The organism is Oryzibacter oryziterrae, from assembly GCF_021864535.1.
Taxonomy (GTDB): domain Bacteria; phylum Pseudomonadota; class Alphaproteobacteria; order Rhizobiales; family Pleomorphomonadaceae; genus Pleomorphomonas; species Pleomorphomonas oryziterrae.
In genome coordinates this window covers 1-2,552 of the sequence record NZ_JAKJIC010000046.1, presented here as the reverse complement: position 1 = coordinate 2,552, position 2,552 = coordinate 1, and the positions used below count along the sequence as shown (strand labels likewise).

Here is a 2,552-nt window from a genome sequence, read left to right as displayed (position 1 = left end):
AAGCGGGTACCCCCCTCTCCAACTCTCCCCCTCAAGGGGGGAGAGAGGACCGCTTGCTTCCAATCAGAACCTGGAAAGTCGTGCTCTGATCAGCTCAACCAACTCTCTCCCCCCTTGAGGGGGAGAGTGGGAGAGGGGGGTATCATGGGTTCGAGTTGTCCTGGGTGGCCGCTCTCTCGCCGACCAGCCCAAACCCCCGCCTCACACGAGGCGCTGGGCCTGTTTCTTCTGCACATAGGCGGCGCGGGCTGCATCCACTTCGCCACGCACCGAAACTTCCGGCACCGCCACGTCCCACCAGTGGCCGCCGGCCTCGGTGGTGATCAGCGGGTCGGTGTCGATCACCAGTACGGTCGAACGGTCGGCCTTCTTGGCCTCGGCGAGGCCGGCTTCCAGTTCGCTCAGCGAGGCGACCTTGCGGGCGATGGCGCCCTGCGCCGCGGCGTGGGCGGCGAAGTCGATGGCCGGCATCACCTCGTGATAGGCGTCCTTCAAGAGGTTGTTGAAGTTGGCGCCGCCGGTGGCCATCTGCAGGCGGTTGATGCAGCCGTAGCCGCGGTTGTCCAGCAGCACGACGATGATCTTCACGCCCATCATCACCGAGGTGGCAAGCTCGGAGTTCATCATCATGTAGGAGCCGTCGCCCACCATCACCACCACGTCGCGGTCCGGCTGGGCCATCTTGACGCCGATGCCGCCGGCCACTTCATAGCCCATGCAGGAGAAGCCGTATTCCAGGTGATAGGCGCCCGGCACCTCGCCCTGCCACAGCTTGTGCAGCTCGCCCGGCAGACCGCCGGCTGCGCAGACCACGGTGGCCGACTTGCCGAGGCCGCGCTGCACCGCGCCGATCACCTGCGCGTCCGACGGCAGGTCGACGTTGGCAAGACGGGTGGCCGAATGCACCGAAGCCTTCCAGTCGGCCAGAGCCTTGTCGGCCTTGGCGGTCCAGCTGGCCGGGCTCTTCCAGTCTTTCAGGCCATGCGAGAGTTCCTGCAGGCCGGCGAGCGCGTCGCAGACCAGCGGCTGGCTCCAGCGCTTGGTGGCGTCGAAGCTCTGGATGTTGAGGCCGATGAACTTGGCCTTGCCGTTGCCGAACACCGTCCAGGAACCCGTGGTGAAGTCCTGCAGGCGTGTGCCGACGCACAGCACCACGTCCGCTTCTTCGGCCATGGCATTGGCGGCGGACGAACCGGTGACGCCGATCGAGCCCATGGCCATCGGATGATCATAATGCAGCACCGCGCGGCCGGCCTGGGTTTCGCCCACGGGGATGCCGTGCTTCTTGGCAAAATCGGCCAGTTCCTGAGTGGCGCCCGAATAGAGCACGCCGCCACCGGCGACGATCAGCGGCTTGTGCGCCGCCTTCAGCGCGGCGATCGCCGCGCTCAGTTCGTCGAGGGCAGGGCGGATGCGCCGTTCCGTCGACCAGACGCGTTCTTCGAACAGGCTGGCCGGATAGTCATAGGCTTCCGCCTGCACGTCCTGGCACAGCGACAGCGTCACCGGGCCGCAGTCGGCCGGATCGGTCAGCACGGTCATGGCGCGATGGAGCGCCGGGATCAGCTGCTCGGGACGGGTGATGCGGTCGAAATAGCGCGACACCGGCTTGAAGCAGTCCGACGCCGAGATGGTGGCGTCACCGAAGTCTTCCACCTGCTGCAGCACCGGATCGGGGCGGCGGTTGGCGAACACGTCGCCGGGCAGCAGCAGCACCGGCAGGCGGTTCACATGGGCGACGGCGGCGGCCGTCACCATGTTGAGCGCGCCCGGGCCGATCGAGGTGGTGGCCACCATCATGCGCCGGCGGAAATTGGCCTTGGCGAAGGCCACGGCCGAATGCACCATCGCCTGCTCGTTATGGGCGCGATAGGTCGGCAGCTTGTCGCGCAGGCCATGCAGCGCCTCGCCGAGGCCGGCCACATTGCCGTGGCCGAAGATTGCCCAGACACCGGCAAAGATCGGCAGCTTCTCGCCCTCGATCACCGTCATCTGCACGCTGAGAAACCGCGCCAGCGCCTGCGCCATGGTCAACCGAACGGTGCTCATCTCATTCTCCTCGCCAGCGTCTTGTCGCGGGCTGAACCCGCTCTTGTCTTGATTTGCCTTGGCTGTGAGCCAAGGCTTGTTGGCCGCGTCGCTCATGGGGGGGGGCGCTTACCCCTCTCTCCCACTCTCCCCCGCAAGGGGGGAGAGAGCTTGTTGAGCTAGCCGCCGCAAACCTCTGAAGGCTTGGTTCTGAACCGACAACTTTCGAAGGTTCTGGCCGGACACTCCTGACCGGCCCTCTCCCCCCCTTGCGGGGGAGAGTAGGAGAGAGGGGTAAACCCGGCCATCAGGCTGATCATCCCTCACTCCAGGTCCGCGATCTCGATTTTGCCAGCTCCAACCGAAGCCCTGTCAGCTCAAAGCCTCTATTCCCTCAAACCTTCACCCTTCGTCGCCAGAAGAGAGGTCGCTTACCCCTCTCTCCCACTCTCCCCCACAAGGGGGGGAGAGAGCGGCGGGTGGCTCGCCTCAGAACGGGCAGTCCGCGAGAGGCCTGGCCGGAC

1 protein-coding gene is annotated in these 2,552 nt (G+C 66.0%); it reads right to left on the bottom strand.

Features of this window, described 5'->3' with window-relative positions:
• Positions 1-201 precede the first annotated feature (201 nt).
• Complete coding sequence (gene iolD, locus L2I41_RS21395) at positions 202-2,049, bottom strand: 3D-(3,5/4)-trihydroxycyclohexane-1,2-dione acylhydrolase (decyclizing) (protein ID WP_237155656.1); 1,848 nt, start codon at positions 2,047-2,049, stop codon at positions 202-204.
• Positions 2,050-2,552: the final 503 nt, after the last annotated feature.

Bases quoted from the DNA above. Each gene is read 5' to 3' on its own strand.
- iolD (WP_237155656.1), bottom strand. From the start codon at position 2,049: ATGAGCACCGTTCGGTTGACCATGGCGCAGGCGCTGGCGCGGTTTCTC.